We start from the raw sequence: 24,947 nt of genomic DNA, 5'->3' as shown, positions 1-24,947 counted from the left end.
CGCCTTCGAGCAGGCCGGCGAGCGCGTCCTCCTCCGCGGCGAGCACTTCACCGCGTTCGTGCCGTTCGCCGCGCGCTGGCCGGTCGAGGTGGCGGGCGTCGGCGGCGCGCTCCGGGGGGAGGGTCGTGTCGGCGTCGTCGAAGTAGAGGAGCTCGCGGCCGTCGGCCAGCGTGTGCGGGCGCTTGACGACGCCGGCGGAGAGTGTGATCGCTTCGTTCATGGCAGGAGTCAGACTAGGGCCGCACCTTCGAAAAGGAAAGCTCGTTTTCCCTTTGACAAGTCCACCGGCCCGCGGGCACGATGGGCGGATGAGGACGGACGGCGAGCAGGAGTCCACGTCGGCGATCGAGCGCCGGCTGCGGCTGCGTCTGGCCGCCGAGAGCTCGGGCTTCGTCGGGGTCGCCCCGATGGCCGACATGCTCGGGGTCTCGGTCGTCACGGTCCGCTCCGATCTCGCCCTGCTCGCGAGCGAGGGCGTCCTCCAGCGGGTGCGCGGAGGGGCGATCCCGGCGCCGAGGCCCACCGGTGAGCGCTCGCTCGAGGAGGGCCTGAGCGCCGCCTCCGACGAGAAGGCCGCGATCGGCGAGGAGGCCGCCGCCTCCGTCTCCTCCGGGCAGAGCATCGTGCTCGACGTGGGCACCACCCCGCTCGCCATCGCGCACGCGCTCGTGGCGCGGGAGGAGCTGCGCGACGTCACGGTGATCACGAACGGCCTCTCCACGGCGCTGGCGCTCGAGCCGGCCATCCCGCGCTTCACGGTCGTCGTCACCGGGGGCACTCTGCGGCCGCTGCAGCACTCGCTGGTCGAGCCGCTCGCGTCCGAGCTGCTCGAGCGGATCCGCGCCGACATCGCCTTCATCGGCTGCACCGGCGTGCACCCCGAGGCCGGCGTCACCAACGTCAACCTCCCGGAGGCGACCCTGAAGCGCCGGATGCTGCAGGCGGCGACCCGCCGGGTCGTGGTCGCGGACTCCTCGAAGCTCGGAGTGGTCGACCTCGGCCGGGTCGCCGCTCCCGACGAGTTCGACCGTCTGCTCACGGGGGCGGGGGCCGCCGACGGACTCGTCGCCGCTCTGGAGGAGGCGGGGCTCGCGGTCACCCGCTGCCGGACGCTCGGCGAGCGCGTCAGTCCGTAGGATCGAGGAATGGCCGACTTCACCCCCGCCCCCGCCACCGGGCGCCAGTTCTCGCTCGACCTCACCGCCGAGGGACGCACCCTGCACGCCGTCGTGACGGAGGTGGCCGCAGCGTTGCGCCACCTCTCGGTCGACGGAGTGGAGATCACCGCCTCCTACCCGGAGAGCACCGTTCCGCCGTTCGGCTCGGGCATCGTCCTGATGCCCTGGCCCAACCGCATCAAGGACGGGCGCTGGCACCACCGCGGCGAGACGCTCCAGCTCGCGATCACCGAGCCGAAGTACCACAACGCCATCCACGGCCTCCTGGTGAGCACCCCGTACCGCCTCGTCGACCAGGGCCCGTCCTTCGTCGAGCTGGCCGCGCCGGTCGTGCCCCAGGCGGGCTACCCGTTCCACCTCGAGACCTCGGTCCGCTACGAGCTGCAGGCCGACGGGCTGAAGGTCGTCCACCGCGTCGTCAACGTCGGAGCCGACGAGGCACCCGTCGCCATCGGCACGCACCCCTTCCTCGCCATCGGCGACGTGCCGACCGACGAGCTCGAGATCACCGTCGACGCGGCGGTGCACATCGAGGTCGACGAGCGCCTCAACCCCACCGTGCAGAAGCCGGTCGAGGGCACCGAGTGGGATCTCCGCTCCGGCCGCCGCATCGGCGACCTCGAGCTCGACGACGCCTGGGCCGACGTCCGGATGGTCGACGGCGAGAGCGTGCACGGCCTCCGCGCCGCCGACGGGCGCCGCGTGCTCCTCTGGGCCGACGCGTCCCACAACTTCATCCAGGTCTTCATCACCCGGATCTTCCCCGACGGCGACGACGTGAAGACCGCGATCGCCGTGGAGCCGATGACCGCTCCGGCCGAGGCGTTCAACAGCGGGCAGGGCCTGCGCTGGCTCGAGCCGGGCGAGGAGTGGACCGTCGCGTGGGGCATCCGCCACGAGGGGTTCCCCGCCGCGTCATGACCACCCTCGCGGCGGTGGGGCGCGACGACGAGGCCAAGCGCGTCGCTCTCGTCCGGATGAAGCGGCTCGCCACGGGCCTGCTCGTGGTGATGGCCGTCGTCTTCGCCGTGTCGTTCGCCCTGCAGGAGCGCTACCCGTGGCTGCAGTGGGTCCGGGCCGCGAGCGAGGGCGGGATGGTCGGCGCGCTCGCCGACTGGTTCGCCGTGACCGCGCTGTTCCGGCGGCCGCTGGGCCTGCCGATCCCGCACACCGCGATCATCCCGACCAAGAAGGACGAGATCGGCGCGAGCCTCGCGCAGTTCGTCGAGGAGAACTTCCTCCGCGGCGCCATCGTGCGCGAGAAGCTCGACTCCTTCGGGATCGCCCGGCGGGCGGGGCTGTGGCTCGCCGAGCCGGAGAACGCGCATCGCGTCGGCGGCGAGAGCGCTGCAGCCGTCCGCTCGGCGATCGCCCTGCTGGACGACTCCGACGTGCAGCGCGTGATCGAGGCGCTGGCGCGGCGCCACCTCCTCGACCCGCAGTGGGGCCCGCCGCTGGGCTCGCTGGTGGGCAGCGTGGTCGAGGCAGGCCACCACCGGCGCCTCGTGGACACGCTGGTGGAGCAGGCGGAGGCGTGGCTGACCGCCAACCCGCAGAGCTTCACCCGCATGGTCAGCGGCCGCCTGCCGAGCTGGCTGCCCTCCGCGGTCAGCCGAGCGGTGGACGAGCGGCTGTACCGCGAGGCGCTCGTCTTCGTCGCCGCGGTGCGCGAGGACCAGGTGCACCCGTTCCGGATCGCGATCGACGGCTACCTCGCCACGCTGGCGCAGGATCTGGGCACCGACCCCGACCTGATCGCCCGGGTCGAGGAGATCAAGAACCGCGCCTTCGACAGCCCGCGCGTCCGCGAGCTCGCCGGGGACGCCTGGGAGGCGACGAAGGCCTCCCTCCTCGGCGCGATGGACGACCCGTCGAGCCCCCTCCGCGGCAGCATCGAGTCGATCGTGGTCGATCTGGGCCGCCGGCTCTCGACCGACGCAGGTCTGGCGGCGACCGTCGACTCCTGGATCGGATCGGTCGCGGCCAACCTGGTCGACCGCTACCGCACCGACATCGCCAGCATCATCGGCGACACCATCCACCGCTGGGACCCGCGCGAGACGTCCGAGAAGCTCGAGCTGCAGGTCGGGAAGGACCTCCAGTTCATCCGGATCAACGGCACCGTCGTGGGCTCCCTGGCCGGGCTCGTCATCTTCACCGTCGCGCACGCGCTGCTCGGCTCGTGAAGCGGGGCGCCCGGGCCCGCTCCGCAAGCCCTCGTCGGCGTCGGTGGTCGGGCGTACGGTCGCACCATGAGCGATGACAACACCACCGATCCCGATGTCAAGACCGAGGGCGACGTCCTCGGCGCCCGTGCCGACGACGGCAGCGACACCAGCGCCAGCAAGGACCCGTCCGACTGGGTCACCGGTGACGAGCCGATGACCGGCCCGCAGCGCAGCTACCTCGACACCCTCGCGCGCGAGGCGGGCGAGACCCTGCCCGCCGACCTGACCAAGGCCCAGGCCTCCGAGCACATCGACCGCCTGCAGTCCTCCACGGGCCGCGGCGACGGCAGCAACGGGCACGACTGATCCCGCCGGGGCGCCCCGGGGCTGAGCATCAGTCCCCGTCGGCGCCCCCGTCCGGGGCGCGCACACCGCGCCCCGGCGTCCCTAGGGTTCCGTCATGGCGATCTCCCGCACCACGCGCAACGCCCTCGACCTCATCGACGCGATCCGGATCCCCGGCCGCATCGATCCCCGTCTGGCCCGGCAGGTGACCCTGTCCCTCCGCCAGCTCCTCGAATCCGGAGCCTTCGGCCCGAGCGAGCGGCTCCTCCGCCGCCGCGCGAGGAGGCTCCGCTCCCGCACCCGCGAAGCGGCCGCGTTCCGGCAGACGCGCCCGGCCGGCTGCACCGTCCAGCCCTGAGTCCGCTGAACGGAGCCGCTCCGCTGTGACCGGCGACGGGACAGACACCGTCCGCGCGGTCGTCTAGAGTTCCTGGCATCCGGTCCGCCGGATGCCCGCCGCAGTCTCCCGGCCGGTCGACAACGGAGTCGTCCCGGTGCGGGTCATCCCCCCGCTCGCGCGTCGAACGCCCCGCTGGTTCCAGCACCCCGCTCCCTCCTCGAGAAGGGACTCCCGCGATGACGACTCGCGTCTCGCACACCGCGACGACCGTCCGCCTCGTCCGCTGGTACCGGATCGACTCCGACTGGCTCTCGGAGGTCGTCACCGGCCGCCTGCTCGAGCACCAGGACGGCCGCTGGCGCCTGCTCGTCGGCGAGAAGGTCCGCGACTACCCGGACGAGGTGTGGTCGCTCTGCCACGAGTGACGCCGTCGCGGAGCACCGCGGCCCGGACGAGGCGTCAGAGGTAGAGGTAGAGGTAGTACGTCTTCGCGCAGTCCGTCGAGCAGAACGGGTCACGGCGGCGGGCCGGCCGGACGCGGCACGCCTCGCACAGCCGAGGCCGGCGCAGGAGGACGCGGAGGACGGTCAGCACCTCTGCACGGTAGTGCGGCGACCTGGCTGCGCCCTGGCACTGTCCGGAAAGCGCGACCAGGCGGTCGAGTGGTGGGCCCCGTCGGGCTCGAACCGACGACCCGCGGATTAAAAGTCCGCTGCTCTGCCAACTGAGCTAGAGGCCCGCGCGCTCCAGGGTAGCGGGCCGCGGACCCCCGCGGAGCAGGCGACGAGCCCCGGGGAGACGGACCCGTTCCCCGGGGGGACGGACCCGTTCCCCGGGGAAACGGACCCGTTCCCCGGGGAAACGGACCCGTTCCCCGGGGAAACGGACCCGTTCCCCGCGGGCATACCCGTCCAGCCGCAGGCGTTACCCTCCTCGAACCCCCACGAGGAGCGCGAGCGCGAGAGCGTCCGCGCGCACGACCGCGGAAGGCGGCCCCATGACAGACGGCTTCCACAAGCCGACCAAGTTCCCCTCCCACGTCTTCGAGGCGTTCCAGGGAGGAGAGGACCCGGCGCAGATCAGCCGCGTCGCCCACGAGACCGCGATCGCGCTGCTGAGCCGTGTCCGGAACGACCCCGACCCGGTGGTCATCGACCGCCTGGTCGAGTACACCGACCACAACGGCATCGACGCGCTCGCCGAGCTCTGGGCGCGCTCCAGCGCGGCGAGCCTGCCGGGCGCCCTCTGGCGGATCTACCTGCTGCGGCTGGTCATCCGGCAGGACCCGGAGAGCACGAGCTTCCTCTACCAGCGCGGAGTCGAGCTGTCCGCCACGATCGACCCGGTGGTCGCCGGAGCCAGCACTCCCACGGGGCCGGCCGAGATCATCGAGCTGGCCGACCGGATCCTCCGCGGCGTCTTCGACGGCGACTTCGCGGTGGCACTGGACCGCGCCGCGGCGTTCTGCCGCGTGAGCGCCTCCGGAGCCGTCTCGGTCGCCGACGACGTGGAGCCGGTGAACCCCGCCCGGGCGAGCGAGCTGACCACCCGCGCCCTGCGCCTCTCGACCACCGCGGCCGAGCTCGTGAGCTGTGCGCGGCTGTGGCGGAGCGACTCCCTGGAGTGACGCGCAACCCGCGTTCACCCACTGCGAACGCCGCTCGCCGCCACCGCGGAGGCCTTTGGTAGACTGTCCGAAGCCGGATCGCAGTAACCCCGGGCTCCACTTATAGCCGCTTCGAGCGGCCTCGCGCCGAGAGGCGTTCCTGCGGTCCGGCCCCTTCTCTGCTCGCATCGCCGCCACGGTGCGCGAGGCGAGGGCCCAGGAGGAGTCGATCCTCGCCCGAGTCCCCACAGACAGGCGCCAGCGGAATGAAGAACAGCAGAGCTCTCCGGATCGGCGCGCGCGTCTGGGCGGGGGCGGGGCTGCTGGTCGTCGCCGCCCTCTACCTCCTCGCCGCGCCGAGCGTCGACGACGCGGAGGGCGCCCAGTTCGCCGCGGGGGTCTCGCTCTCGCAGGGCACGGTGATGCGCGTCCTCGCGGTCCTCGACGTGCTCGCCGGGCTCTGGGTCCTCATCCGCCCGCGCAGCTACCCGGGCATCACCGCTGCGGCTGTGGCCGTGATCTCGCTCTGGCTGGCCCCCCGGCTGGGCGATCCCGCGCTCGTGCCGATCGGCACGTTGGCGCTGGATGTCCGATTCGTGACGCATCCGATCGAGGTGTCGGTCGTCGTTGCAGGCCTGGCCGTGACAGCCTTCTGGATGACGCGGAATCTTTCAGCCCGGGCGCGGGCGAGGCGGGGCTGATGACGGACGACACCACAGCGGAGGCGGCTGTCCTCCTCGAGCGCATCGCCGGGGGAGAGCAGGCCGCGTTCGCCGCGCTCTACGACCAGATGGCCGGCCGGGTCCTCGGCCTGATCATCCGCGTCCTCGTCGACCGCTCCCAGTCCGAGGAGGTGGCCCAGGAGGTCTTCCTCGAGATCTGGCAAACCGCTGGGCGTTTCGCTCCGAATAAAGGAAGCGCGACGACCTGGATCCTCACGATGGCACACCGCAGGGCCATCGACAGGGTCCGCGCGGCTCAAGCCGGCCGTGATCGGGACATGCGCATCGGAATCCGAGACCTCGGACGCGACTACGACCAGGTCTCCGAGCAGGCGGAGGTGTCCCTCGAGCACGAGAAGGTCGCGGCCGCCATGGGCCGCCTGACGGAACTGCAGCGGCAGGCGCTGCAGCTCGCTTACTACGGCGGATACTCGCACAGCGAGATCGCGGGGATCCTGCAGTGCCCCGTGGGAACCGTCAAGACACGCCTGCGTGACGGAATGATCAGACTTCGAGAAGAGATGGGGGTGGCCCTGTGAACGATGTGCGACTCCCCGACGGGATGGACGACCCGCGCGATCTCGCGGCGGGTCACGCACTGGGCATCCTGACGCCCGAGGAGCAGGAGCGCTACGAGCGCTTCCTCTCCGAGCACCCGGAGGCGCGCGGCGAGGCCGACGCGTTCGCCGAGGTGGCGGAGGCGCTGGTTGCCGACGCAGCCGCCGTGGAGCCCTCGCCGGGCTTCAAGGCCGACCTGATGGCGCTCATCGCCACCACTCCGCAGCTGCCGCTGGAGGAGCCCGACGAGGACCACGAGGCGCCCGCCGCGCCCCGTCTGGTCCCCGTCGCCTCCGAGGGCGAGCGGAGCGGTCCGACGGCTCGCCGGGACGGTGGCGGCAGCGCCGCGAACCGCGCCCGGAGCCGCTGGTTCGCCCGCCCCGCGGTCTACCTCTCGGCGGCCGCGGCCGCCGCGGTGATCGTGGTCGGCGGAGTGACCCTTCCGCCGCTGCTCTCGTCCGGCCCCGGCCAGACGCAGCAGCAGACGGCTCTGGAGCAGATCCGCAGCGCCCCCGACGCGCAGGAGACGACCGGCACGGTCGCCACCGGCGAGCAGGCGACGCTGGTCTGGTCGAGCTCGCTCGGCCGCTCCGCCCTCGTGGTGGACGACCTGGCGCCGCTGCCGGAGGACAAGACCTACGAGCTCTGGTACATCGGCTCATCCGGTCCGGTCGCCGCAGGGACGTTCGACGGGGGAGAGGGCAGCACCGTGGCCCCGCTCGAGGGGAGCCTGACCGAGGGCGGAGTCGTCGCCGTGACGGTCGAGGACGCCGGCGGCTCGCCGAGTCCGACCACCGATCCGATACTGGCGATCGACATCGCCTGACGGCCCGAGAACGAGAAGAGCCGCACTCCCATGACGGAGTGCGGCTCTTCTCGTTCCCGGAGGGAACGCGGTGGAACGAGAGCGAGCCGCGACCCCGGAGGGACGCGGCTCGCTCTCGTCTGCGGCGGATCAGCCGAAGCGGCCCGAGACGTAGTCCTCGGTCGCCTGGACGGACGGCCGCGAGAACATCGTCGCGGTGTCGTCGTACTCGATGAGCTTGCCCGGCTTGCCGGTGCCCGCGATGTTGAAGAACGCGGTGCGGTCCGAGACGCGCGAGGCCTGCTGCATGTTGTGGGTCACGATGACGATCGTGTAGTCGTTCTTGAGCTCCTCGATGAGGTCCTCGATCGCGAGGGTCGAGATCGGGTCGAGGGCGGAGCAGGGCTCGTCCATCAGGAGGACGTCGGGGGAGACGGCGATCGCGCGGGCGATGCACAGACGCTGCTGCTGGCCGCCGGAGAGACCGGAGCCCGGCTTGTCGAGGCGGTCCTTCACCTCGTTCCAGAGGTTCGCGCCCTGGAGCGAGCGCTCGACGAGCGCGTCCGCGTCCGACTTCGAGATGCGGCGGTTGTTGAGCTTCACGCCGGCCAGCACGTTGTCCCGGATGGACATCGTCGGGAACGGGTTGGGGCGCTGGAAGACCATGCCCACCTGCCGGCGGACCTGCACCGGGTCGACGCCCGGGCCGTACAGGTTGTTGCCGTCGATCAGGACCTCGCCCTCGACGTGCGCGCCGGGGATGACCTCGTGCATGCGGTTGAGCGTGCGGAGGAAGGTCGACTTGCCGCAGCCGGACGGGCCGATGAAGGCGGTGACCGTGCGGGGCTCGATGGCGAGCGAGACGCCCTCCACCGCGAGGAACTGGCTGTAGTAGACGTTGAGGTCGTTGACCTCGATGCGCTTGGACATTGCTTCCTTCGGGGATTCCGGCCGGAGCCGAGTGGTGGGTGTCAGCGGCCGAGCTTGGGGGCGAAGATCTTCGCGATCAGGCGGGCGACCAGGTTCAGCGCCATGACGATCAGGATGAGGGCCAGCGCGCCGGTCCAGGCCCGGTTGAGGAACGCCTCGGCGTCGGGGCCCTGGTTCGCGTACTGCGTGTAGACGAAGACCGGGAGGGTCATCATCCGCTCGCTGAAGAGGTCGTAGTTCATCGACGCGGTGAAGCCGGCGACGATGAGCAGCGGGGCGGTCTCGCCGATGACGCGGGCGATCGCGAGGGTGATGCCCGTCGTGATGCCGGCGATGGAGGTCGGCAGCACGATCTTGACGATGGTCAGCCACTTCGGCACGCCGAGGGCGTAGGACGCCTCGCGCAGCTCGTTCGGGACCAGCTTCAGCATCTCCTCCGACGAGCGGACGACAACGGGGATCATCAGCACGGCGAGGGCGATCGAGCCGGCGAAGCCCATCCGGACGCCGGGGCCGAGGAGCAGCGCGAAGAGCGCGTAGGCGAACAGGCCCGCGACGATGGAGGGGATGCCCGTCATCACGTCGACGAAGAAGGTGATCGCCCGGGCGAGGTGGCCGCGGCCGTACTCGACGAGGTAGATCGAGGTGAGCAGGCCGATCGGCACCGAGATCAGCGCGGCCATGGCCGTGATCTCGAGCGTGCCGATGATCGCGTGGAGCGCGCCGCCGCCCGCGTCGATGACGTTGCGCATCGACGAGGAGAAGAAGAGCGGATCGAACCGCGCGACTCCGTTGGAGACGACCGTGTAGAGCAGGGAGATCAGCGGGAGCAGCGCGATGATGAACGCGGTCGCGACCAGAGAGGTCACGAGGCGGTCGACGGCCTTGCGGCCGCCCTCCACCAGGCGCGAGACCACGTAGATCGCGACGTCGAAGAGGACGGTGCCCCAGAAGATCGCGCCGACGAGGCTGAAGTCGTTCATCATGCCGGCCGCCTGGAGGATCAGGAAGACGGCGGCGAACACGACCCAGCTGCCGACGAGCAGCATCCAGGGGGTGCCCTTGGGCAGCTTGCCCGCCTGCAGCGAGAAGGGCATCGACGAGGTGGCGGCGGACATCAATTGGCTCCCGAGAAGGCCTTGCGGCGGTTGACGATGAACCGCGCGACCGAGTTCACGACGAGGGTGATGACGAAGAGGATGAGGCCCGAGGCGACGAGGACGTTGACGCCGACTCCGCTCGCCTCCGGGAACTGCAGCGCGATGTTCGCGGCGATGGTGTTCGAGTTCTGCGAGGTGAGCAGGAGGAAGGAGACGACCGTCGCGGGCGAGAGCACCATCGCGACGGCGAGCGTCTCGCCGAGGGCCCGGCCGAGGCCGAGCATGGCGGCCGAGACGATGCCCGGAGCGCCGAAGGGCAGGACGGCCATGCGGATCATCTCCCAGCGGGTCGCGCCGAGCGCGAGCGCCGCCTCCTCGTGCAGGCGCGGGGCCTGGAGGAAGATCTCGCGGCAGACCGCGGTGATGATCGGGATGACCATGACGGCCAGCACCACCGAGGCGGTGAGGATCGTCTTGCCGGTGCCCGACGCCTGGCCGCCGAAGAGCGGGAACCAGCCGATGTTCACGTTGAGGAAGAGGTAGAAGGGCTGCACCATCGGCGCCAGCACGGTCGCGCCCCAGAGGCCGAAGACCACCGAGGGGACGGCGGCGAGGAGGTCGACCACGTAGCCGAGGGCCATCGCGATGCGGCGCGGCGCGTAGTGCGAGATGAAGAGGGCGATCGCGATCGAGAGCGGCAGGGCGATCACCAGGGCGATCACCGCCGACCAGACCGTGCCGAACACCAGGGGGCCGACGTAGGCCCAGAAGCTCGTCGCGTCGCCGGGGAGGCTGCCGGCCGGCGCGGTGAACGCGGGGATCGACTGCGCGATGAGGAAGATCGCGACGGCGGCGAGGACGAGGAGGATGAGGGAGCCGGCGGCGACGGTCGAGATCGAGAAGACCCGATCTCCGACACGCACCTTCGCCTTCGGGCGGACGACGGTCTCAGTTGCCATTCCAGGGGACTCTCTTCAGACGAGGGGTTCGGCGGGGCGCACAGGGAGATGCTAGGGCTCGGAGGGGGCGTCCGGTGGGTCGAGCCCGGCACAGGCGGGGCCCGTCCCGCGGATCGTGCTGCGAGACGGGCCCTGCCGGTGGGACTACTTGATCGACTCGATCGCGGTGGCGACGGTCGAGGCGAGCTCGGAGCTCAGGGGAGCGGAGCCGGCCTGAGCGGCGGCGGCCTCCTGGCCCTCCTCGCTCGCGACGTAGGAGGCGAAGGACTTGACGACCTCGCCCTTGTCGGCGTCCGCGTACTCCTGGCACACGATGAGGTAGCTGACCAGGACCATCGGCCAGGCGTCCGCCTCGGTGCCGGTGCGGTCGATCTTGATCGCGAGGTCGTTGTCCTCGCGGCCCTCAGCGATGGGCGAGGCGGCGACGACCGCCGCGGCTCCGTCGGCCGAGATGGTCGAGAACGCGTCGCCGACCTTCAGCTGCGCCATGTCCATGCCCTGGGCGCCGGACTCGTCGGCGTAGCCGATCGTGTTGGTGCCGTTCTTGACCGCGTCGACGACACCCGAGGTGCCCTTGGCGCCGTCACCGCTCTGGTACGGGAAGGTCTGCGCGGCGGGAGCGTCCCAGACGTCGCTCGCGGTGGCCGCGAGGTAGTCGGTGAAGTTCTGCGTGGTGCCCGAGTCGTCCGAGCGGTGCACGGAGGTGATGTTCGCCGACGGGAGGGTCGCGTCGGGGTTCAGCGCCTTGATCTCCGGGGCGTCCCAGGAGGTGATGGTGCCCTTGAAGATGCCGGCGATGGTGGCCGCGTCGAGCTTGAGCTCGTCGACGCCCTCCACGTTGAAGATGACCGCGATCGGCGAGATGTAGACCGGGAGGTCGATCGCCTTGGTGTCGGGGGCGCAGGCGGCGAAGGTGCCCGCGAGCTCCTCGTCCTTGAGCGCGGAGTCGGAGCCGGCGTAGTCGGCGGCGCCGTCGATGAAGTTGGTGCGGCCGGCGCCGGAGCCCTGCGGGTCGTAGTTGACCGTGACCTCGGGGTTCGCGGTCTGGAACGCGGCGGCCCAGGTGGTCTGCGCGGTGCCCTGAGCGGACGAGCCGATCCCGGTGATGGTGCCGGAGAGCGTGGAGGTGGTGGCGGAGCCGGAGCTGCCGCCTGCGGCCGGTGCCTCGTTGGCAGCGCAGGAGGTCAGCGTGATCGCTGCGACGGCGGCGACGACGGCCGCCTGGCCGAGACGCGAGAATCTCACAAGTATCCCTTTCGGGTAGGAAAGCGTGGAAAACAGAACAGGGCCTGGTGCAGCCCGCGAGCGAGAGTACGGAGGGGTCGTGTCCTGGCACCGACCGCTCGGTGAACGCGCGGTGAACGGGTCCGCCTCGGGGATTGCGGAGCGACGGGGCGGCGGGGAAGGCGCGGTGCGTCGGGCGCGTCCCGGCTGCGCGACCGGCCCGGTGGGGACGGACCCGTCGAGCCGGTCACGCAGCGCGCCCGGGCGGTCAGGCCAGCGGCGTGTGCGTCTCGATCGCGACGATGCCGGAGCCGGGATGACCGGTGGAGAGGTGCACCACGGCGAAGCCCCCGGTCGGGAGCGCTGCCGCCTCGTCGAGGTAGGCGCCGAGAGGGGTCGCCGTGGCGAGGGCGATCTCGCGCAGGATCTCGGGGATCACCGGCCGGTGGCTGCAGAGGACGGCGGTGCGGCGGGCGCGGACCCGCTTGCCGACCAGGGCGCGGACGTCGGCGGTGCCCTGCTCGTGCGCCTCCTGGCTGAGGTCGTCGCGCAGCTTGACCGGCTTCCTGACCAGACCGGACAGCGGGGCGATGGTCGACCGGCAGCGCTTGGCGGTGCTCGAGACGAGGCGGCGCGGGCGCCAGGCGGCCACGGCCTGAGCGGCGGCAGCGGCCTCGACCCGGCCGCGCCCGGTGAGGCGGCGGGTGGAGTCGCGGCCGTCCCAGGAGGAGGCGGGCACCGCCTTCGCGTGCCGCAGGACCACGATCGCGAAGGTCTCGAGCGCACCGCGTGCAGCTATCCGGGCGAACTCGTCGACGATCGTCACGTCGTGCGGATAGGTCAGGTAGCTCCGGGCCCGCTTGAGCGTCACCCACTCGAGCGCCTCGACCTCGTCGTTCGGGAGGAAGTCGGACGCCAGGACGGCCTTCTCGGTCACCTGCGCCGCCCAGTAGTAGACGGCCTTCGGGCGCCCGCTCGGCAGCGTGTACTCGGTGCACCCCAGCGGCACCCCGAGCGCCACCGAGAGCCCGGTCTCCTCGCGGATCTCGCGGACCGCGGTCTCCGGGAGGGACTCGCCCGCGTCGACCTTGCCCTTGGGCAGGCTGACGTCCCGGCGGTGCGGCCGGTGGATCACGAGGATGTGCGGGCGGCCCTCGATGATCCGCCAGCACACCGCTCCTGCTGCGTAGACGGTGCCCGTCACGGGCGTCAGCGGCTGGAGGCCCGGTTGGCGGACCGTGTCGCCGCGCGCTTGCGATGGGTGATGTGCTGCATCAGCTGGTTCTGCAGGTCGGCGAGCGGAGCGCCCTCCTCATCGAGGTGGTGCCGCGTCCAGTCGCCGTCCGGGCCGAGCCACCAGGAGGCGGTCCGCTCGTCCATCGCCCGCTCGAACATGTCGTCGATCTCGCTGAGGTGCGCCGGCTCGACGATCCGCACCAGAGCCTCGACGCGGCGGTCGAGGTTGCGGTGCATCATGTCGGCGCTGCCGATGAAGACGTCCGGCTCGCCGCCGTTGACGAAGCTGAAGATGCGGGAGTGCTCGAGGTAGCGGCCGAGGATCGAGCGCACGCGGATGGTCTCGGAGAGCCCCTCCTGGCCGGGCTTCAGCCCGCAGATGCCGCGCACCCACACGTCGACCGGCACGCCGGCCTGGCTGGCGCGGTAGAGCGCGTCGATCACGGACTCGTCGACGATCGAGTTGACCTTGATCCGGATGCCCGAGGGGCGCCCCGCGCGGGCGTTCTCGGTCTCGGCGGCGATCCGCTTGAGCAGGCCCTTCCGCAGGTGGCGCGGCGCGACGAGCAGGCGCTTGAACTTCTTCTCGATCGCGTAGCCCGAGAGCTCGTTGAACAGACGCGTGAGGTCCTTGCCGACCTCGGGGTCGGCCGTCAGGAGTCCGAGGTCCTCGTAGATGCGCGAGGTCTTCGGGTTGTAGTTGCCGGTGCCGATGTGGGAGTAGTGGCGGAGCACTCCGCCCTTCTCCTGGCGGATGACGAGCGCGAGCTTGCAGTGGGTCTTCAGCCCGACGAGCCCGTAGACCACGTGCACGCCCGCCTTCTCGAGCTTGCGCGCCCACGAGATGTTCGCCTGCTCGTCGAAGCGCGCCTTGATCTCGACCAGGGCGAGCACCTGCTTGCCCGACTCGGCCGCGTCGATGAGCGCCTCGACGATGGGGGAGTCGCCCGAGGTGCGGTAGAGCGTCTGCTTGATCGCGAGCACGTCCGGATCGGCCGCCGCCTGCTCGAGGAACGACTGCACGCTCGTCGCGAAGGACTCGTAGGGGTGGTGAAGGAGCACGTCGCCGCGGGAGACGGCCTTGAAGACGTCCTGCCGCTGGTTGGGCTCGCTGGGCGAGAGCTGCACCGCCGTCGTCGGGACGTGATTGGGGTACTTCAGGTCCGGGCGGTCGATCTTCTGCAGGCTGAAGAGCCCGCTGAGGTCGAGCGGGGCCGGGAGCTTGTAGACCTCCTGCGTCGTGATGTCGAGCTCGCGGACCAGCAGGCCCAGCGTCTCGTCGTCCATGTCGTCGGTGACCTCGAGGCGGATGGGCGGGCCGAACCGGCGGCGCAGCAGCTCCTTCTCGAGGGCCTTGATCAGGTTCTCGGTCTCGTCCTCGTCGACCTCGACGTCCTCGTTGCGCGTCACCCGGAACACGTGGTGGTCGAGGATCTCCATGCCGGGGAACAGGTCGTCCAGCTGGTTGGCGATCAGGTCCTCGAGCGAGATGAACCGCATCGGCTCGCCCGGCGCCGCGACTCCGGCGATCCGCACGAAGCGGGGGAGCATCTGCGGCACCTTGAGGCGCGCGAACTCGACCTTCTGCGTCTTCGGGTTCCGCACCCGCACCGAGAGGTTGAGCGAGAGGCCGGAGATGTAGGGGAACGGGTGCGCCGGGTCGACCGCGAGCGGCATCAGCACCGGGAACACCTGGGCCGAGAAGTAGTCGTCCAGCACGGTGCGCTCGGCGTCGCTCAGCTCGTCCCAGCGGACGAGGTCGATACCGCCGTCGCGCAGGGCGGGCTCGACGAGCTCCTTGAACGCTCGGGAGTGGCGCTGCTGCAGCAGGTGCGCCTTCTCCGAGATGTCGGTCAGCACGTCGACCGGCACGCGGCCGATGTTCGTCGGCAGGGCGAGCCCCGTGAGGATGCGGCGCTTGAGGCCGGCGACCCGGACCATGAAGAACTCGTCGAGGTTGGACGAGAAGATCGCCAGGAAGTTCGCCCGCTCGAGCGCCGGAACCAGCGGATCCTCCGCGAGCTCGAGCACGCGCTGGTTGAACGCGAGCCAGCTCAGCTCCCGGTCGAGGTAGCGGTTGTCGGGGAGGAGCGGGTCCGAGTGCTCCTCCTCGTCGTCGAAGTCGTCGTCGAGGTCATCGCTGAGACCGTCTTCGAGAAGCAGGTTGTCGCCGTCCATGCGACCATCCTGGCACCGCGTCCGTCCGCTCCGCGCCGCCGCTCGTGAATGCCGGATGAACGGGGCCGGGGGAGGCCCTGTGGAGGAGTGCCGGCTCAGCGCAGCGGCGCGGCGCGCTGCAGGTACTGCACGTCGACGGAGGCGTCCGTGAACCCGAGCGAGCGGTAGAGCGCCACCGCCGACCGGTTCTCGGCCTCGACGTAGAGGTCGGCCGTGGTGCAGCCGCGCTCGAGCATCCGCGCGAGCCCGGCGTTCAGCAGGGTGCGGCCGAGTCCCCGTCCGGCCGCCTCGGGGGCGACCCCGAGGACGTAGATCTCGCCGGTCGTCGATCCGGGCTCGATCTTGAGCCAGTCGTAGCCGAGGAGCGTGCCGTCGGCGTCGCGGAGCAGGAGGAAGTCGCCCTCGTCGAACCACGGCTCGGCGCGGCGGGCCGCCAGGTCCTCCTCCGTCATCCGCCCCTGCTCGGGGTGCGCGGCGAAGATCCGCGCGTTCAGGGCGATCCACTCGGCCGGAGCGAGGTCGCGGGCGTCCGAGAGGACGACGCCCTCGGGGACGCGGACCTCGGGGGCGGCGAGCGGCTCGAGCTCGAGGTGCAGGAGGGTGCGAACCGGTGCGAAGCCGTGGGAGGCCGCGAGGGCCCGGGCGGCGGGGTGGTCGCCGTGCGCCCAGGCGAGCAGGCCCGTCCGGCCGCTCGCGAGGACCTGCTCCAGGGTCGCGGTGCCGAAGCCGACCCCGCGCCACTCCGGATCGACGACGAACTCCAGCTCGCCCTGCCCGAGGATCGCCGCCGCCACGACCACGTCGGCGCGCAGCCCCACGAGGAGGGTGCGCGAGCCGGCCCGGGCGTCGACGAGAGTCTGATCGCTGAAGGGGGGCTGGTGGTCGAACCAGGCGGCGCGCCCGATCAGGTGCTCGAGGCCGGCCGCCACCGCGGGATCGGCCAGGTCCTCAACGGACAGGTTGAGCGACTCGCTCATTGTCCTCTTCGTACACGTTGAAGCGGTATCCGACGTTGCGGACCGTGCCGATCAGCGACTCCAGGTCGCCGAGCTTCGCGCGGAGGCGCCGCACGTGCACGTCGACCGTGCGGGTGCCGCCGAAGTAGTCGTAGCCCCACACCTCGCTCAGCAGCTGCTCGCGGGTGAAGACGCGCGAGGGGTGCGTGGCGAAGAAGCGGAGGAGCTCGAACTCCTTGAAGGTGAGGTCGAGCGGGCGCCCGTGCACCTTGGCGGAGTAGCTGGCCTCGTCGATCACGACGCCCGAGGCCTGGATGCGCGAGGTCGACTGCTCCTGCGCCAGCCGGCCGATCACCAGGCGGATGCGGGCGTCGACCTCGGCGGGGCCGGCCGAGTCGAGGATGACGTCGTTGACGCCCCAGTCGGCCGAGACGGCCGTGAGCCCGCCCTCCGTGAGGATCAGGATGAGGGGGACGTTGATGCCCGTGGTCGTGAGGATCTTGCAGAGCGACTTGGCGCTGGCGAGGTCCTGCCGCGCATCGACCAGGATCAGATCGCAGCTCGGGGCGTTCACGAGCTGGGCGGGCTCCGCGGGGATCTGCCGGGTCCGGTGGCTGAGGAGCCCCAGTGCGGGGAGCACCTCGGCGCCTCCCGCCGAGGTCAGTATCAACAACTGCGCCACGGATCCTCCAGAACTGGTCTGCCCGCAATACTAGCGGCGGGCCGGGAGGGGCGTCCGCCTGGGGCACAATTGTCGGATGGGCAGGGATCGGGTGGGCATCGGAGTCGTCTGGGCGCTCGCACTCGCGGGCTCCGTGCTGACGCTGGCGATCGCCGCTCCGGAGTCCCGGCAGCTCTGGCTCGCGCTGACGTTCGGCGGCTGCGTGCTCGCGACCTTCGCGGTGCAGCTCGCCGTGGCCCGCGCCGAGGGGTACCTCCTCCGCGCGATGACGAGCATCGTCGGAGCGATGGCCGTGGTCGCGGTCGCGAGCGGGATCGCCCTCCTGCTCCCCGCCTGAGCGGTCGCGCCCTCCCGTCCCGAGCGCCCGGATCCGCACCGCCTGAGCGGTCGCGTCCGCCCCGCCCCTGCGTCGGAGGCGGCGGGTAGGATGAGCGCATGCTTCTCGCCCTGGAACTCTTCTACCTCGGTCTGCTCGGGCTCGCCTCCCTCGCCATCGCGTGGGTCTCCGGCGTGGTCGTCTACAAGCTCTACCGCGGCCAGCGCTAGCCGCCGCCGGAGCCCGAGTGATCTCGCTTCCGTCGGGCCTGCCGCCCGAGCTCGTCCCCCTGTCCTGGCTGCTCGGCGTCTGGGAGGGCTCGGGCGTCATCGACTACACGATCGGCGACGACTCCGTCCAGGCCGAGTTCGGCCATCGCATCAGCTTCAGCTACGACGGCCTCCCGTACCTCAACTACAACTCCTACACGTGGCTGATCGAGGAGGGCGCCGAGGAGGCGCCCCGGCCGCTGGTCACCGAGACCGGCTACTGGCGCCTCAGCCGCGCTCTGACCGACTCCGACGCCGGCCCGGGAATGCTGCCCGGCCGCGGCGCACCCGCCTTCCCCGACGCGGAGTCCGTCGAGACGCTGCGCAACGCCGCCGGCGGGTTCGACATCGAGGTCTCGCTCGTGCACCCGGACGGGGTCAGCGAGCTCTACCTCGGCCAGGTCAAGGGGCCGCGGATCGACCTCGCGACCGACGCGGTGATGCGCACCGCCGCGGCGAAGGACTACGCCGCCGCCACGCGCCTCTACGGCCTGGTCGACGACCACCTGCTCTGGGCGTGGGACATCGCCGCGCTCGGCCAGGGCCTGCGGACCCACTCCTCCGGACGGCTCGCCCGTGTCGACTGACGCGCTCTCCCCGCTCCTGGCCGCCCCGGGCGCGGTCGCGACGACGAGCGCCGCCGAGCCCGGCGTCGTCGCCCACTACGGCGAGCCCTTCCGCGAGCAGCGCGCTCTCGCCGCGGGCACCGCGCTCGTCGACCTCTCCGGCCGCGGCGTCGTGACCGTCACGGGGCCGGACCGTCTCACCTGGATCGACTCGCTCACCAGCCAGGCCGTCTCGCGCCTCGCTCCCGGCGCGTCGGCCGAGACGCTCCTGCTCGACCCGACCGGCCGGATCGAGCACGTCATCCGCCTCGTCGACGACGGCGAGACCGCCTGGCTCCTGCTCGACCGCGACGAGACGGCCGGCCTGGCCGCCTGGCTCGACCGGATGCGCTTCATGCTCCGCGTCGAGGTCGCCGACCGCACCGACGACTTCGCGACCCTCGCCGCCCTCGGCGACGGGCCGGCCCTGACGCTCGCCCTGTCCCTGGCCGAGGAGCCCGTCGTCTGGAGCGACCCGTGGTCGCGGGTCCAGCCGGGCGGCTGGCAGTACGCGCTGACCACAGAGCACCCCGGGGCCTCCTGGGAGCTCCGCGAGGTCCTGGTCCCGCGAGCGGCCCTCGAGGCCCTCGCGGAGACGGCCGTCGGGGTGGGAGTGGCCCTCGCCGGGGTCGACGCACTCGAGGCCCTGCGCATCGCCGCCTGGCGCCCGCGCCACGCGACCGAGGTCGACGAGCGGTCCATCCCGCACGAGCTCGACCTGCTCCGCTCGAGCGTGCATCTCGCCAAGGGCTGCTACCGGGGCCAGGAGACGGTGGCGAAGGTGCACAACCTCGGGCACCCGCCGCGGCGCCTGGTCCTGCTGCAGCTCGACGGCTCCGACTCGGTCCTCCCCGCCCACGGCGACGTCGTCACGGCGCTCAAGGGCGGCGAGCCGGTCGAGGTCGGCACGGTCACCTCCAGCGCCTGGCACTACGAGGACGGACCGGTCGCCCTCGCGGTCGTCAAGCGGAGCGTCCCGGTGGACCTCGAGCTGACCGTGCTGGCCGGCGACTCGCGCGTGGCCGCGGCCCAGGAGGTCGTGGTCCCGCCCGGAGCCGGAGCGGAGGCGGGAGTCCCCCGCCTGCCCCGCCTCGGGGCGACGACCAGGTAGGCCACGCCGTGGTGGCCGCACGTCCCGCCGAGCGGGGCCGGGCGGCCGAGCGGCTGCGCGGTCTCGTCCGGACCCCCGAGCTGAGTCCCGCGCGCGCCCTCGCCCGCGCGGGGGCGTCGCTCCCCGCAGTGCTGCAGATCGTGCTCGCGGCGACCCTCGCCTACTCCGTCGCGCACTTCGTCCTCGGGCACCCCGCGCCGGTGCTGGCGCTGACGGCCACGATCTCGAGCCTCGGCATCGCGCGCGACACCCGCCCCAAGCAGGTGGCCGAGACAGCGACGGGGATGCTCATCGGCATCACGGCCAGCGAGGTCCTGCTCCTGCTGTGGGGGAGCGGCGTCTGGCAGCTCGCCGTCGTCCTCGCGATCGTCTTCACGCTCGGCCGGGCCCTCTCGCCCTCGCCGGGGTTCGCCGTGGCCGCCGGGACGCAGGCGATGCTGGTCATGGTCCTCCCCGCGCCGGACGGAGGGGTCTTCACCCGGAGCGTCGACGGCCTGATCGGCGGGCTCGCGGCGCTGCTCTGCACGGCGATCGTGCCCCGCCCGCCGCTGCGCACGGCGCGGGCCGAGGCGCACCGGCTCCTCACCGCGCTCAGCCGGACCGTGGAGGAGCTGGCAGACGCGCTCCGCCGAGGCGACTCCACGGCGTCCACCGCGGCCCTCGAGCGGATCCGCGGGACGCAGCCGGTCATCGACGGCTGGACCGCGGCGCTCGACTCCGCGACCGGCGTCGCCCGGATCTCGCCGTTCGTCCGTCGGCACCGCGGCGAGCTCTCCCGCCAGGCCGTGATGCTGTCCGCGCTGGACCTCGCGACCCGGAATCTGCGCATCGTCGCGCGCCGCACCGACTTCCTCGTCGGGGACGGCGCCCCGCGGCCGGCGCTCGCCGGAGCGGTCGCCGCCCTCGGCCCGGGCATCGCGCTGCTCGGCCGCGCGGTCGCCGATCCGTCGGTGCTCGCCCTGGCGCGTCAGGACCTCGTGCTGCTCGCGACCACGCTCGACCCCCAGCGGCTGATCCCGGAGGCGCGCCTCGCCGAGAAGACGGTGCTCGTCCTGCTCCGCCCGCTCGTCGTCGACCTGCTCACGGCGACCGGCGCCGCTCCCGCCGAGGCTCGGGCCGCTCTGCCCCCGCTCGCCTAGGGCTCAGGGGGCCCAGGGCTCAGGCCCGGCGCTCAGGAGGAGGGGGCGACCGCCTCCCACTCGACCGTCACCTCGCCCAGGCGCCAGCGCCGCGGCCCGCCGAGGACCGGCCACTCCGGCCGGAGGTCCCGGACCGCCGCGATCCACCGCTGACCCGGACCGTAGACGGCGAGAGGGGCGTTCAGCGTCCACGCCCGCTCGAGCGCGGAGAGGAAGGCGTGCACGCCCTCGCCGGGCACGTTGCGGTGGATGAGGGCCTTCGGTAGGCGCTCGGCCGCCGTCATCGGCGAGGGGATCGCCGCGAGCCGGAGCGAGAGGGTCAGCGAGCGCGGGCCCTCCCGGCCGACCTCGATCCAGGTGCAGATGCGGCCGATCTCGTCACAGGTGCCCTCGACCAGGACGCCGTCGGGCTGCAGGCGGTCCGTCATCGTCGCCCAGGCTGACTGCACCGCGTCCTCGTCGTACTGGCGGAGCACGTTGAAGGCGCGGATGACGCCCGCCCGCCGCCCCGCGGGCAGGGGCACCTCGAAGCCGCCGCGCTCGAAGCGCACGCGCGCGTCCGCGGGGAACGGCGTGCCGCCCTCCCTCACCCGGGCGAGCTGGCGTCGAGCGGTGTCGACCCGGGCGGGCTCGATCTCGAGGCCGAGCACCTCGACGTCGGGCGCGGCCCGGACGAGCCGGCGGTGCAGCTCGAGCGTGGTGACCGCGCTCGCCCCGAAGCCGAGATCGACGACGAGCGGGGAGTCGGTGCTGCGCAGGACGGGCAGCTCGGCGAGCCGGCGGTCGACCCGGCGGAGGCGGTTCGTGCCCGTCGTTCCGCGGGTGACGGCTCCGATGGGCATGCTCTCCAGCGTATCCGCGGGCGAGGGGGCCGCCTCTAAGCTGGACGCATGTCCGAGACCTACACCCTCATCCTCGTGCGCCACGGCAACAGCGAGTGGAACCAGAAGAACCTCTTCACCGGCTGGGTCGACGTGCGCCTGACCGAGCAGGGAGTCGCAGAGGCCACGCGCGCCGGCGAGCTGCTGACCGAGGCGGGCCTGCACCCCGACATCGTCTACACGTCGCGCCAGACCCGGGCGATCCAGACCGCCAACATCGCCCTCGAGGTCGCCGACCGCCTGTGGATCGACGTCAAGCGCTCCTGGCGCCTCAACGAGCGCCACTACGGCGCCCTGCAGGGCAAGGACAAGGCGCAGACCCTCGCCGAGTACGGCCCCGAGCAGTTCCAGACCTGGCGCCGCTCCTTCGACGTGCCGCCGCCCCCGCTCGACGACGACGACCAGTACTCGCAGGCGCACGACGAGCGCTACGCCGACCTCGGCGACGCCCTGCCCCGCACCGAGTCGCTGAAGCTCGTGATCGAGCGGATGCTGCCCTACTGGGAGTCCGACATCAAGCCGGACCTCGCCTCGGGCAAGACCGTCATGATCACCGCGCACGGCAACTCCCTCCGCGCGCTGGTGAAGACGCTCGACGGCATCTCGGACTCGGACATCGCGGAGCTCAACATCCCGACCGGGATCCCGCTCGTCTACGAGCTGAACGAGGACTTCGAGCCGATCGGGGAGGCGCGCTACCTCGACCCCGAGGCCGCGGCCGCCGGTGCCGCCGCCGTCGCCGCCCAGGGCGCCAAGAAGTAGCACCGCCCCGCACGCGTGAACGGGCCGCCCGAGTCCTCGACTCCGGCGGGCCGTTCACGTAGCCCCGGAGGCGGAGCGCACGGACACGTCCGGCCCGCAGGAGACGATCGTTCCTGCGGGCCGGACGGTGAGACGGGCCGGAGCCCGAGGTGTCGACTAGGAGTAGTCGCCCGAGATCAGGTACTGGACCTTCTTGGCGATCGACACGGCGTGGTCGGCGAAGCGCTCGTGGTAGCGGCTGGCGAGGGTCGCGTCGACGGTGTCGGCGGCCTGGCCCTTCCACGCCTCGCTGAGCACCTTGTCGAAGACGCTGACGTGCAGCTCGTCGATCTTGTCGTCCTCGTCGCGGATCTCCTCGGCGATGCGCGGGTCCTGCGAGCGGAGCAGGTCGGTCAGCTTGTGCGCGACGACCACGTCGAGGCGGCCCATCTCGACGAACGTCGGACGCAGGCTCTTCGGGACCACCTTGTCGGGGAAGCGGTAGCGCGAGAGCTGAGCGATGTGCTCGGCGATGTCGCCCATCCGCTCGAGCGACGCGCTGATGCGCAGCGCCGAGACGACGATCCGCAGGTCGCGGGCGACCGGGTTCTGCCGGGCGAGGATGTCGATCGCGAGCTCGTCGAGGCTGATGGCCAGCTCGTCGATGCGCGCGTCGCTCGCGATGACCTCCTCCGCGAGGGTGACGTCGGAGTGGTTGAACGCCTGGGTCGCCTTCTCGATGGCGATCTCGACGAGTCCGGAGATCTCGACGAGTCGTTCCTGGACCTCGGCCAGCTCCTGCTGGAAAACTTCGCGCATCTGTGTTCGACCCTCTCTACGGCGCGCGCGGACGACGGCGCCGGATCTGCGGCGAGCACCTCGCACGCCGCTGCGACTGCACTCCGTGGGCGCAGGCGCAGTCATGATGACCACGGCAGGTTAACGGACGGTGCCGGGCGTTTGAACAGTACTCGACCCCCGGAGGATCGACGGGCGTCCGGTAGGGGGACGCCCGGTGGATGGTTAGCCTGGGTCCGTGGATTCGGGCTTGATCGTGGTTCTGTCGCTCGTTCTCGGTGTCGCGATCGGGATCCTTCTGACGACCGTGCTCACGCTCGCCGCCCGCCAGGGCCGCATCGCGCAGGACGTGATCTCGGTCGGGCTCCCCGAGGGGATCGAGGCGATCATCGACGCCGTCGGCTCGCCCGCCTTCGTGACCGACCCGTCGCACAACGTGCTGAAAGCGTCCACCCGCGCCGTCGCGCTCGGCCTGGTCTCGCAGGACACGCTGCTCCACCCCGACCTCGCCGCCATCGTCGACCGCGTCCGCCGCTTCGGCGACGACATCGTCCAGGACCTCGAGCTCGCGACCAGCCCGCTCTCCGACGCCGCCGTGACGCTCGTCGTCCACGCGACCCGCCTCGGCTCCCGCTACGTCCTCGTCATCGCCGAGGACCACACCGAGGCGCGCCGGCTCGAGGCCGTCCGCCGGGACTTCGTCGCCAACATCTCCCACGAGCTGAAGACCCCGATCGGCGCCGTCGGCCTGCTCGCCGAGGCCCTCGACTCCGCCGCCGACGACCCCCAGCAGGTGCGCCGCTTCGCGCACAGGCTGACCCAGGAGTCGCACCGCCTCGCGAAGATCACGCGCGAGATCATCGAGCTCTCCCGCCTCCAGGCCGCCGACGTCGCCGGCTCCGCCGAGATCATCCGCGTCGACGACGTCGTCGCGGCGGCGCTCGAGACCACCCACGTCATGGCGGAGTCGCACGACGTCACCCTGGTCAAGGGCGGGATGAAGAAGGCCTACGTCGTGGGGCAGGAGAAGATGCTCGTCTCGGCGCTGCACAACCTCCTCGCCAACGCCATCCAGTACTCGCCCGCCGGCTCCCGCGTGGGCATCGGCGTCCGCTCCACCGGCGGCGTCGTCGAGATCGCCGTCACCGACCAGGGCATCGGCATCCCGGAGGAGGACCTCGACCGGGTGTTCGAGCGCTTCTACCGCGTCGACCAGGCCCGCTCCCGCCACACCGGCGGCACCGGCCTCGGCCTCAGCATCGTCAAGCACGCCGTGCAGAACCACGGCGGCGACGTCCGCGTCTGGTCCAAGCCCGGCCGCGGCTCCACCTTCACCATCCGGCTCCCCGAAGCCGACCCCGCCCGGACGCCCTTCGCGGCGACCGCCCCGATAGGAGAACACGCGTGACCAGCATCCTGCTCGTCGAGGACGAGAGCGCCCTCAGCGAGCCCCTCAGCTACCTGCTCGAACGCGAGGGCTACGACGTCACCGTCGCCGAGGACGGCAACCGCGCCGTCGCCGCCTTCGACGAGGGCGACTACGACCTGATCCTCCTCGACCTCATGCTGCCCGGCATGCCCGGCACCGAGGTCTGCCGCGAGATCCGCACCCGCTCCTCCGTCCCGATCATCATGGTCACCGCCAAGGACTCCGAAGTGGACATCGTCGTCGGCCTGGAGCTCGGCGCCGACGACTACGTCACCAAGCCCTACTCCACCCGCGAACTTCTCGCCCGCATCCGCGCCGTCCTCCGACGCCGCACCGAGGAGCCCGGCGAGGAGCGGATCGTCGTCGCCGGCCCCGTCCGCATGGACATCGAACGCCACACGGTCGAAGTCGACGGCGTCGAGACCCCGATGCCCCTCAAGGAGTTCGAGCTCCTCGAGATGCTCCTCCGCAACGCGGGCCGCGTCCTCACCCGCGGCCAGCTCATCGACCGCGTCTGGGGCAGCGACTACTTCGGCGACACGAAGACCCTCGACGTCCACGTCAAGCGCATCCGCTCCAAGATCGAGAAGACGCCGAAGGAACCGGTGCTCCTGGTTACTGTCCGCGGCCTCGGCTACCGCTTCGACGCTTGATCGCGGGCCCTGGCGGGG

At 71.8% G+C, this 24,947-nt stretch carries 28 protein-coding genes, 1 tRNA gene and 1 pseudogene; 17 read left to right on the top strand and 13 right to left on the bottom strand.

The features are described 5' to 3' along the window. Positions 1-220: pseudogene (locus C5C27_RS18545) on the bottom strand (hypothetical protein); the annotation flags it as partial. A gap of 88 nt (positions 221-308) precedes the next feature. On the opposite strand from C5C27_RS18545, the gene C5C27_RS09180 reads away from it, so the two are divergent. The 6 genes from C5C27_RS09180 (at position 309) to C5C27_RS09155 (ending at position 4,456) form a co-directional block, all read left to right on the top strand. Further along, positions 309-1,136 (top strand): DeoR/GlpR family DNA-binding transcription regulator, encoded by an 828-nt coding sequence (locus C5C27_RS09180; RefSeq protein WP_104256413.1) that lies wholly within the window; start codon positions 309-311, stop codon positions 1,134-1,136. 9 nt (positions 1,137-1,145) lie between these two features. Further along, on the top strand, positions 1,146-2,099 hold the full coding sequence (locus C5C27_RS09175; RefSeq protein WP_104314192.1) for an aldose 1-epimerase family protein: 954 nt from the start codon (positions 1,146-1,148) through the stop codon (positions 2,097-2,099). Further along, on the top strand, positions 2,096-3,364 hold the full coding sequence (locus C5C27_RS09170) for a DUF445 domain-containing protein (protein WP_104224715.1): 1,269 nt from the start codon (positions 2,096-2,098) through the stop codon (positions 3,362-3,364). The genes C5C27_RS09175 and C5C27_RS09170 overlap by 4 nt, the downstream gene beginning before the upstream one ends. Positions 3,365-3,430: 66 nt before the next feature. After that, positions 3,431-3,712, top strand: a complete 282-nt coding sequence (locus tag C5C27_RS09165) for a DUF3072 domain-containing protein (RefSeq protein WP_104224714.1) — start codon at positions 3,431-3,433, stop codon at positions 3,710-3,712. Positions 3,713-3,806: 94 nt separating this feature from the next. Then, positions 3,807-4,049, top strand: coding sequence for a hypothetical protein (locus C5C27_RS09160; protein WP_104256416.1), 243 nt, complete (start codon positions 3,807-3,809; stop codon positions 4,047-4,049). Positions 4,050-4,267: 218 nt separating this feature from the next. Next, complete coding sequence (locus C5C27_RS09155) at positions 4,268-4,456, top strand: hypothetical protein (protein ID WP_104224712.1); 189 nt, start codon at positions 4,268-4,270, stop codon at positions 4,454-4,456. A 34-nt stretch (positions 4,457-4,490) separates the two neighbouring features. Here C5C27_RS09155 and C5C27_RS18540 read toward each other — a convergent pair whose 3' ends face one another. Together C5C27_RS18540 and C5C27_RS09150 are read right to left on the bottom strand one after the other, a co-directional pair. Beyond that, positions 4,491-4,625 carry a hypothetical protein gene (locus tag C5C27_RS18540; protein ID WP_258066567.1) on the bottom strand — a complete coding sequence of 45 codons (135 nt, stop codon included), beginning with the start codon at positions 4,623-4,625 and terminating at the stop codon, positions 4,491-4,493. Positions 4,626-4,694: 69 nt separating this feature from the next. Continuing rightward, a tRNA-Lys gene (locus C5C27_RS09150) sits at positions 4,695-4,770 on the bottom strand. A 258-nt stretch (positions 4,771-5,028) separates the two neighbouring features. Here C5C27_RS09150 and C5C27_RS09145 point away from each other — a divergent pair. From C5C27_RS09145 to C5C27_RS09130, 4 genes are all read left to right on the top strand, one after another. Beyond that, positions 5,029-5,658, top strand: a complete 630-nt coding sequence (locus C5C27_RS09145) for a DNA-directed RNA polymerase subunit beta (RefSeq protein WP_104314191.1) — start codon at positions 5,029-5,031, stop codon at positions 5,656-5,658. 245 nt (positions 5,659-5,903) lie between these two features. Further along, positions 5,904-6,338, top strand: a complete 435-nt coding sequence (locus C5C27_RS09140; RefSeq protein WP_104224710.1) for a hypothetical protein — start codon at positions 5,904-5,906, stop codon at positions 6,336-6,338. Then, positions 6,338-6,898, top strand: a complete 561-nt coding sequence (gene sigK, locus C5C27_RS09135; RefSeq protein ID WP_104224709.1) for an ECF RNA polymerase sigma factor SigK — start codon at positions 6,338-6,340, stop codon at positions 6,896-6,898. The genes C5C27_RS09140 and sigK overlap by 1 nt, the downstream gene beginning before the upstream one ends. After that, on the top strand, positions 6,895-7,743 hold the full coding sequence (locus C5C27_RS09130; RefSeq protein ID WP_146079642.1) for an anti-sigma factor: 849 nt from the start codon (positions 6,895-6,897) through the stop codon (positions 7,741-7,743). Before sigK ends, C5C27_RS09130 begins: the two co-directional genes overlap by 4 nt. 129 nt (positions 7,744-7,872) lie before the next feature. On the opposite strand, the gene pstB is transcribed toward C5C27_RS09130, so the two are convergent. The 8 genes from pstB to C5C27_RS09090 all read right to left on the bottom strand — a co-directional run bounded on the left by pstB (position 7,873) and on the right by C5C27_RS09090 (position 16,987). After that, positions 7,873-8,652 (bottom strand): phosphate ABC transporter ATP-binding protein PstB, encoded by a 780-nt coding sequence (gene pstB, locus C5C27_RS09125; protein WP_104224707.1) that lies wholly within the window; start codon positions 8,650-8,652, stop codon positions 7,873-7,875. A gap of 41 nt (positions 8,653-8,693) precedes the next feature. Next, a complete protein-coding gene (gene pstA, locus C5C27_RS09120) occupies positions 8,694-9,770 on the bottom strand; it encodes a phosphate ABC transporter permease PstA (protein WP_104224706.1) in 1,077 nt (358 codons plus the stop codon). After that, the gene (gene pstC / locus C5C27_RS09115) at positions 9,770-10,711 is read right to left on the bottom strand and encodes a phosphate ABC transporter permease subunit PstC (RefSeq protein WP_104227270.1); all 942 of its coding nucleotides are present in this window, start codon (positions 10,709-10,711) and stop codon (positions 9,770-9,772) included. The genes pstA and pstC overlap by 1 nt, the downstream gene beginning before the upstream one ends. Before the next feature lie 144 nt (positions 10,712-10,855). Then, positions 10,856-11,956 (bottom strand): phosphate ABC transporter substrate-binding protein PstS, encoded by a 1,101-nt coding sequence (gene pstS / locus C5C27_RS09110; RefSeq protein ID WP_104233897.1) that lies wholly within the window; start codon positions 11,954-11,956, stop codon positions 10,856-10,858. Between the two features lie 247 nt (positions 11,957-12,203). Beyond that, the gene (locus tag C5C27_RS09105; RefSeq protein WP_104224703.1) at positions 12,204-13,139 is read right to left on the bottom strand and encodes an NUDIX domain-containing protein; all 936 of its coding nucleotides are present in this window, start codon (positions 13,137-13,139) and stop codon (positions 12,204-12,206) included. 5 nt (positions 13,140-13,144) lie between these two features. Then, entirely contained in the window at positions 13,145-15,349 is a 2,205-nt protein-coding gene (locus C5C27_RS09100) for an RNA degradosome polyphosphate kinase (protein WP_104224702.1), read from the bottom strand. A gap of 95 nt (positions 15,350-15,444) precedes the next feature. After that, positions 15,445-16,326, bottom strand: a complete 882-nt coding sequence (mshD, locus tag C5C27_RS09095) for a mycothiol synthase (RefSeq protein WP_104249369.1) — start codon at positions 16,324-16,326, stop codon at positions 15,445-15,447. Further along, positions 16,298-16,987, bottom strand: coding sequence for a winged helix-turn-helix domain-containing protein (locus C5C27_RS09090; RefSeq protein ID WP_104224700.1), 690 nt, complete (start codon positions 16,985-16,987; stop codon positions 16,298-16,300). The genes mshD and C5C27_RS09090 overlap by 29 nt, the downstream gene beginning before the upstream one ends. Positions 16,988-17,063: 76 nt before the next feature. On the opposite strand from C5C27_RS09090, the gene C5C27_RS09085 reads away from it, so the two are divergent. The 4 genes from C5C27_RS09085 (at position 17,064) to C5C27_RS09070 (ending at position 20,427) form a co-directional block, all read left to right on the top strand. Then, positions 17,064-17,324 (top strand): hypothetical protein, encoded by a 261-nt coding sequence (locus C5C27_RS09085; RefSeq protein ID WP_146076503.1) that lies wholly within the window; start codon positions 17,064-17,066, stop codon positions 17,322-17,324. Between the two features lie 226 nt (positions 17,325-17,550). Next, positions 17,551-18,159: an FABP family protein gene (locus C5C27_RS09080; protein ID WP_104224698.1), complete on the top strand. Its 609-nt coding sequence runs from the start codon at positions 17,551-17,553 to the stop codon at positions 18,157-18,159. Further along, positions 18,149-19,288, top strand: coding sequence for a folate-binding protein YgfZ (locus C5C27_RS09075; protein WP_104314189.1), 1,140 nt, complete (start codon positions 18,149-18,151; stop codon positions 19,286-19,288). Before C5C27_RS09080 ends, C5C27_RS09075 begins: the two co-directional genes overlap by 11 nt. An 8-nt stretch (positions 19,289-19,296) precedes the next feature. Then, positions 19,297-20,427 (top strand): aromatic acid exporter family protein, encoded by a 1,131-nt coding sequence (locus C5C27_RS09070; protein ID WP_104314188.1) that lies wholly within the window; start codon positions 19,297-19,299, stop codon positions 20,425-20,427. Positions 20,428-20,459: 32 nt separating this feature from the next. On the opposite strand, the gene C5C27_RS09065 is transcribed toward C5C27_RS09070, so the two are convergent. Next, positions 20,460-21,269 carry a class I SAM-dependent methyltransferase gene (locus tag C5C27_RS09065; RefSeq protein ID WP_104314187.1) on the bottom strand — a complete coding sequence of 270 codons (810 nt, stop codon included), beginning with the start codon at positions 21,267-21,269 and terminating at the stop codon, positions 20,460-20,462. 48 nt (positions 21,270-21,317) lie between these two features. On the opposite strand from C5C27_RS09065, the gene C5C27_RS09060 reads away from it, so the two are divergent. Continuing rightward, positions 21,318-22,070, top strand: a complete 753-nt coding sequence (locus C5C27_RS09060) for a phosphoglyceromutase (RefSeq protein ID WP_104224694.1) — start codon at positions 21,318-21,320, stop codon at positions 22,068-22,070. Between the two features lie 156 nt (positions 22,071-22,226). On the opposite strand, the gene phoU is transcribed toward C5C27_RS09060, so the two are convergent. Next, on the bottom strand, positions 22,227-22,868 hold the full coding sequence (phoU, locus tag C5C27_RS09055; RefSeq protein ID WP_104224693.1) for a phosphate signaling complex protein PhoU: 642 nt from the start codon (positions 22,866-22,868) through the stop codon (positions 22,227-22,229). A 217-nt stretch (positions 22,869-23,085) separates the two neighbouring features. Here phoU and C5C27_RS09050 point away from each other — a divergent pair, with 217 nt between their 5' ends. Further along, positions 23,086-24,255, top strand: a complete 1,170-nt coding sequence (locus C5C27_RS09050) for a cell wall metabolism sensor histidine kinase WalK (RefSeq protein WP_104314186.1) — start codon at positions 23,086-23,088, stop codon at positions 24,253-24,255. Next, complete coding sequence (locus tag C5C27_RS09045; RefSeq protein WP_104227263.1) at positions 24,252-24,929, top strand: response regulator transcription factor; 678 nt, start codon at positions 24,252-24,254, stop codon at positions 24,927-24,929. The genes C5C27_RS09050 and C5C27_RS09045 overlap by 4 nt, the downstream gene beginning before the upstream one ends. Positions 24,930-24,947 lie beyond the last annotated feature (18 nt).

The sequence above is a fragment of the Rathayibacter sp. AY2B7 genome (assembly GCF_002931635.1).
Lineage (GTDB): Bacteria > Actinomycetota > Actinomycetes > Actinomycetales > Microbacteriaceae > Rathayibacter.
This window is presented reverse-complemented; position numbering and strand designations above follow the sequence as displayed.